General features: G+C 53.7%; 6 protein-coding genes and 1 pseudogene. 5 read left to right on the top strand and 2 right to left on the bottom strand.

Going from position 1 to position 5,930, the window contains the following annotated elements; all coding sequences use genetic code 11:
• Positions 1–360 precede the first annotated feature (360 nt).
• From B7449_RS15210 to B7449_RS15230, 4 genes are all read left to right on the top strand, one after another.
• Positions 361–624 carry a type II toxin-antitoxin system RelB/DinJ family antitoxin gene (locus B7449_RS15210; RefSeq protein WP_010511780.1) on the top strand — a complete coding sequence of 88 codons (264 nt, stop codon included), beginning with the start codon at positions 361–363 and terminating at the stop codon, positions 622–624.
• Complete coding sequence (locus tag B7449_RS15215; protein ID WP_025440186.1) at positions 617–946, top strand: type II toxin-antitoxin system RelE family toxin; 330 nt, start codon at positions 617–619, stop codon at positions 944–946. Before B7449_RS15210 ends, B7449_RS15215 begins: the two co-directional genes overlap by 8 nt.
• Before the next feature lie 769 nt (positions 947–1,715).
• Positions 1,716–2,042, top strand: a complete 327-nt coding sequence (locus B7449_RS15225; protein ID WP_231289964.1) for an XRE family transcriptional regulator — start codon at positions 1,716–1,718, stop codon at positions 2,040–2,042.
• Entirely contained in the window at positions 2,026–2,463 is a 438-nt protein-coding gene (locus tag B7449_RS15230; RefSeq protein ID WP_231289966.1) for an RES family NAD+ phosphorylase, read from the top strand. The genes B7449_RS15225 and B7449_RS15230 overlap by 17 nt, the downstream gene beginning before the upstream one ends.
• A 197-nt stretch (positions 2,464–2,660) precedes the next feature.
• Here B7449_RS15230 and B7449_RS15235 read toward each other — a convergent pair whose 3' ends face one another.
• The gene (locus tag B7449_RS15235) at positions 2,661–4,079 is read right to left on the bottom strand and encodes an alkaline phosphatase family protein (RefSeq protein WP_010509887.1); all 1,419 of its coding nucleotides are present in this window, start codon (positions 4,077–4,079) and stop codon (positions 2,661–2,663) included.
• Between the two features lie 884 nt (positions 4,080–4,963).
• Here B7449_RS15235 and B7449_RS24335 point away from each other — a divergent pair.
• Entirely contained in the window at positions 4,964–5,209 is a 246-nt protein-coding gene (locus B7449_RS24335) for a heavy metal-binding domain-containing protein (RefSeq protein ID WP_007396760.1), read from the top strand.
• Between the two features lie 397 nt (positions 5,210–5,606).
• Here B7449_RS24335 and B7449_RS22900 read toward each other — a convergent pair.
• Positions 5,607–5,884 (bottom strand): annotated as a pseudogene (locus B7449_RS22900) (transposase); the annotation flags it as partial.
• Positions 5,885–5,930: the final 46 nt, after the last annotated feature.

Genomic DNA, 5,930 nt, shown 5'->3' on the forward strand with positions numbered 1-5,930 from the left:
CTCAGCAGGCAGCGTTGCTTCAGCACAAGACGAGGGATTTGCTGCTGCGTCAAAGAACCATGCAGGTCAATGCGCCACGACGCCCTTAACGCATTGATAGACTGACCGCTTGCCTTTACCGAATTCAGAACCGGGACTTGTCATTTCCTATGCCTATCTGTGGCGACATGAACACAACCGAGGACTAGAGGAAGGCCGCAAGCATCTGCCCTGCGTCATCGTTCTGACGATAGAGAAAGCAGGCGGTAGGGCAACCCGCGTGACAGTTGCCGCCATCCCCCACCAGCCCCACACTGACTTTCCGCTTCCCTTTTTCGTACAAATGTAATACGTTTGTACTGAAATCAGGGAGGTAGTTATATGTCCGCCGTGACATTCCGCGTCGATGACGCCCTCAAATCAGCTGCCGTTGCAAAACTCTCCGCGCACGGCCTTTCTCTCTCCGATGTCCTGCGCGATACGTTGGCCTATATCGCCGAGACCGGCCAGCCGCCGGTAAAGCGGCGGCTTGTGACCGACGAAGATGCTAGGCTGATCGAAATCGTCCGCGAACGCCTCGCCGATCCCGCCCCCCGCCACCGCATGACGCTGGCGGAGCTCAAGGCCCGCCATCCCGATGACTGAATACGCGATCGAGTTCGATGATCGTGCACTTCGGGAATGGGACGGGCTGGACGGAAGCATTCGCAGGAAATTCGAGAAGAAGCTCGAAAAACTGGTTCTGACCCCGCATTCTCCCGGCAATGAACTGCACGGCGATCTCGCCGGATTCTACAAAATCAAGCTTCGCCAGGACGGCTATCAGGTCGTTGAACAGAGGATCGTTATTTTTGTCATCGCGATGGGGCGCCGCGAGGATGATGAAATCTACACGGCGGCAACAGGGCGCGTTCCGGAAACGCCAGTCACTGCTGCAAACCCTGGTAGACTTGGAACTGACCGATGACTGGCAGCATATGGTCGACAGCACCGTGATCCATGCTCATTCACAGGCAACAGGCGCAAAAGAGGGGGCATTTGGAGGCTTTTGGTCGATCACGCGGCGGCTTTACGAGCACACTCAATGCCCGATGTGACAATCAGGGACGTCTTCTTGGCTTTGTTCTCACCCGCGGGACAGGTTTCGGACTACAAGACCATAGGTGCCCTGATGGAACTGCCTATCACGAACCACAACTGCATGCTGACAGATCGGGGGGCATGACAGCGACATTTTCCACCGGGATCCGCATGATCCATGTGCTCCTGCTGTCATTCCATCATGTAAAGGCCGCAGCGCCCCACAAAAAACAGAGCGGCGGCGTTATAGGAACTGCACCCGCATTGAATGGATGTTCAACAGGAATTTATGATTGCAGTCGTGAGATAGGTTATGGCTCCGAAGATCCATCTGTCTGTCACGAAAGCTACAGATGTACCTAGCCACTTGTTGGCATAACAAAACTTATGGGATTTACAAGTTTGATTGTTCGGGAAGGCAACCAATGATACTTGCGATTAGCGGACAGCAAGATACCCCGTCTCGCCGCGTGACAAGGTAATCATGCCAAAACGCATGGGCATATCCAATTGGAATCCTTGTCATGGACAGACCGCCTCATATATAATCCCATTCTATGGTCAATATATGAGGCAACCTGTCATGTCCGAGACCACGTTTCTCTACTGACGCCTACGATCCGTCCGGACTGATCGCGGCCGAACGGCTGAGTAGCATGCTGCATATCACTCGTGGCGAACTGGCTGCCACCCTGGGCCTGTCCCGCGACGCCGTCTCCAAAAGTGCCCGCCTCGGCCGCCCCACCACCCAGGCGAGGCTGCGCGACATGGTCGAGATCCTCAATCGTGTCCGGCCATGGGCGGGCTCAGCCCAACAGGCTTTCGCATGGTATCGGTCACAGCCCCTGCCCTCCTTCGGTGATCAGACTGTCGAGGCGCTCGTTCGGGAAAGATACGCCGACGCCGTCCGGCGCGCTATCTCGATCGGATTGCAACCGGCGGTTACGCGCGAGGTTTACCGGACGGGTGTTCCGGGCTCATAATCCCCGCTGGTCTTTCACCCCACTGTCAGGCGACGGTGCGGCGCTTCATGGAGGCCGGTTCAACCTGGACGGCACACCTGCCCTTTACACATCTCTGCGGATGGAGACTGCCTGGCTCGAGGCCCAGCAAGGCTTCCCGTTCAAGCCTCAGCCCTTGACCATCTGTGGCTATGACGTCGATAGCGAACCCGTCCTCGATCTGACCGACCCGTCCAATCTTGATAATCGCGGTTTCTCCTCCCCTGCCCCTGGGAAGATCTTGCCGATCAGGGCAAGATGCCGCCCTCGTGGGAACTCGCAAAAATGCTCACAGCCAATGGTGTGGCTGGCATCATCGTCCCGAGTTTTGCCCCCGGAGCAATGGAAAATGACAGGAAGCTGGTCTTCTGGCAGTGGTCAGACAGTCTACCCTCCCGCGTAACCGTCATCGACGATGAAAAGCGTTTGCCAGCAACCGCAACGTCATGGTCGTAAACCGAGAATAAATGAAGGACTTGCGACGATATTAGTCGGTTAAAAGTCCCAACGGAAGCCATTGGGACCATTACGTCACGTCGATCACCAACCATAACAACGGGCGCCCCTCTTTTTGAAGAGCGACAAACAACCAAGCGGCAATTATGCATTCCGTCCTGTAAATGCGTTCATATGAGCCTGAATTTCGAGAGATGCCTCTCCAACGGTCGACGGGTACGTTTGAGCAGTCGTCATCGCCGCGACGCGCTTGTTGTGAAGCGCGAGATCAGCGCCAGCGGTTGGCAATTGTCTAGCTGCCTGCGCCAGACTGATCTGAAGGCTGTTTAAAGGCTCTTTGACGGCATCAATCGAATCACGCATCGAATAAGACGTTGAAGCCTGAACGCTGCTTGGACCTTGATTGTCAGGTGTTTTAAGAAGCTCATCAAGAAAGTCCGGCGCTGCCTGGTCACGTTTGGTTAGAGAACGAATACCAAATAGTTTTCTAAGTGTCGCTATTATTGTCGTATGATCGTAAGGGGTATTGCCTTGTGGCCTGAATACGTGACCCGGCTTTACATATGGTGAGATGATTATTGCAGGGACACGGACACCGAAGTAATCAAAATTAAAACCATCTTGATGTTTATCGTCGGGTGATACTGCTGCTGGTGGAGTCACATGATCATAACATCCTCCGTGTTCATCGTAGGTAATGATTAAAAGTGTCTTATCCCATAAGGGACCATTGCGAACCGCATTATAGACCGATGCAATGAGTTCCTCCCCGTATACGACATCGTGCGCCGGATGCTGGTCATTGGGCATCTTTCTCAAAATGGGGTGAGCAAAATATCGCGGCTCGATGAAACTATACGCGGGTAAAGTCCCTTTTCTCGCATCATTCTCAAACTCCTCAAAATATTTGAAATTCGAGAGCGAGAATTCCCAAAGAGAGGACAAAGTCGTCGATTGCGCAAAGTCATGAAAATATATTTTCCAATCCTTATGAACCTCCCTTAATCTGTTGAATACGGTGGGCATTTCAAACGGGAGCTTGTCCGGATAGTTATTGACCCATCCACCAGACGTGCCCGTATGCGCAAAGATACGGTTTGGCCATGTCTGACATGGCGCAGATGCATGCCAACGGTCTGAAATGCCGAATTCCCGACCCAGCGTCGTCAATACAGGTAGCTGATCGGGGGTGAAGAAATGCATGACTGACTCAGGACTATGCGAACCCGGGCGATCAGGCTGGGCCATATAATTATCTACGAATCCTGACATGTCTGGTAATTTCGAAGCCAAGCTGCCCTTTTCCTGGCGTCCATGAATCTGTTCGTAAATGTCTTTAAATGATTCACCGGGATCAGGATCTGGAATGCGCACCACCTGACGGTCGGTTCCGTCCGTAGTCCACACGGCTATCGATTCGACGGAGCCGTCCGGATGATGCCAGGGATTAGTCTCCGTTCCCGTTAGTCGGTCGATCGGATCGGTGGACGATGGCGACTGTCCAAACATACTATCGAATGACCGATTTTCTAGCATTAATACAACTACGTGCTCAATACCCATTGATTTCCACTCCTTTTATTTTTTACACCATTTAATAAGTCATATATCAGAAAGTTATTTTCTTTTATCTTGTAAATCATACAAATCTCCCGGACCTGAAACCCACGTCTCAGTCATTGATCAAGTCCCAGTTCCCAATGATCACGGGCTGACTGCCCCGCCCAACAGAATGCCAAAAGCCCCCGAATATTGTTACAGTACCAGCTATACTCATACACTAGTTTGTGGGAACTCCGCTAATCCCCTTTTTTTAAACGGGTGACACAAGAGAATGTAGAGAACAAGCCTGCAGTTTCTGTACAGACACTAGCTCGGCATATCCGCGTTGCCCTTCTCCCAACAGTATATCCCGCGTGGCGACGCCACGTAACCCCTGATGGTTAGAGACAGAGATCCAGTCGCAGAAACTGGCCATGACCAAATCGGGTCCCACACCGATGACGCCTCCTTGAGGCACGTTTTCATATCCAATCAATAGGGTAACGGCTTCAGACCCTTTACTCTTCCTTCGGCTCGACTGCGGATGTACCATGACATTCTAAATGTCTGACCGAGACGCCTCTTCTTCCTCGTCTTCACCCGTTGCGTCCATCGGGAGAGACCGCATGTCAGGAAAACAGCAGATGGACGGTCAGCATACGTCCACATCTGGTGCCGTTTAGAGCTGTCCGATGCATCCGGACATCAGGGAAGCGCATCCTGGCAAATGCCCGATATGCGGTATGACACTTCAGCCGATGAGCAGCCCCGATACTATGGAACCAAAGAAGGGAATGGGCCACGACCAGGCGATTCATGATATGGCCTGCCATGATCAGAACCGCCATGCGCCCCAGACCGCTGCCTGGCCGCCTACTGGTGGCCACACGATCTGGACATGCCCCATGCGTCCGCAGATCCGGCAGGACCATCCTGGAAACTGCGCGCTTTGCGGCATTGCGCTGGAGGCGGAGGAACCGACCGAACAGCCTGACGACAATTCGGAGCTGAAGGACTTCACGCACCGCCTGATCGTGGCCCCCGCTCTTGCCATCCCACTCACGGTCGTCACCAATGCGCTTAGGCTCGGCGCCCTACGGACCCGCACCATGCTGGTTCCATATAGTTGGTCCGCTATCTCCCTCATCTAAGACGCGCCGCCGCCCGTCTAACCTGCTCGGGAGCGGACGTTCGTGGTCTTAGTCCATCGCATCTCTTCCGACGAAACCTTCGATCCAGCGTCTCGTCAGGTAGACCATGAAGCTTTGCACGAGTTCCGCACGCGTGGGCGCGTGGCATATGTCAGGCGCACGACGTGGAGCGACATCTCCTCGGTACGCCAGTCGCGCACGGTCTCAACGACACGGCCGTCCGCCCATCTCTCGTGTCCCATGAAGCCGTGATCGCCGTGCCCCGCGCTGTAGGATGTCAGCCACGGTGCTCGGGCAAGCCATACACGCGGCTACTCGATGTCTTCCGACCTCGTCCATACAGTCGGCAAGCGCTTCGCCAAGGCGCACCTTAAAAGTGCCCAGCTACGGTGTGTCGTCAGTTAAGCAGGATCATGATTGAGGCGAACTGCACGGCTGCAAGGAATGTTGACTTCAGTTTATCGTAGCGGGTTGCGATAGCGCGAAACTGCTTGAGTTTATTGAAAATAACCTCTCAACAAGGTTTCGTTCGCTGTAAAGGGAAAAATCGGTTTTCCGTCGTGTTGTTCTGTTGCGTTTTGGCGGGATGACCAGGGTAATCCCGCGCTGTATCAGCCGATCGATCAACCTGTCCGCGTCATACGCCTTGTCAGCAAGGAAAGCATCCGGGTCGATGTTGTAAATGCTGTTTCAAAATTCCCCGCATGTGCTGTCGGAAAAT

Origin of the sequence: Komagataeibacter intermedius TF2, assembly GCF_000964425.1 — a bacterium.
GTDB lineage: Bacteria > Pseudomonadota > Alphaproteobacteria > Acetobacterales > Acetobacteraceae > Komagataeibacter > Komagataeibacter intermedius.

Bases quoted from the DNA above. Each gene is read 5' to 3' on its own strand.
- B7449_RS15215 (WP_025440186.1), top strand. From the start codon at position 617: ATGACTGAATACGCGATCGAGTTCGATGATCGTGCACTTCGGGAATGG.
- B7449_RS15235 (WP_010509887.1), bottom strand. From the start codon at position 4,079: ATGGGTATTGAGCACGTAGTTGTATTAATGCTAGAAAATCGGTCATTC.
- B7449_RS15225 (WP_231289964.1), top strand. From the start codon at position 1,716: ATGCTGCATATCACTCGTGGCGAACTGGCTGCCACCCTGGGCCTGTCC.
- B7449_RS24335 (WP_007396760.1), top strand. From the start codon at position 4,964: ATGCGTCCGCAGATCCGGCAGGACCATCCTGGAAACTGCGCGCTTTGC.
- B7449_RS15210 (WP_010511780.1), top strand. From the start codon at position 361: ATGTCCGCCGTGACATTCCGCGTCGATGACGCCCTCAAATCAGCTGCC.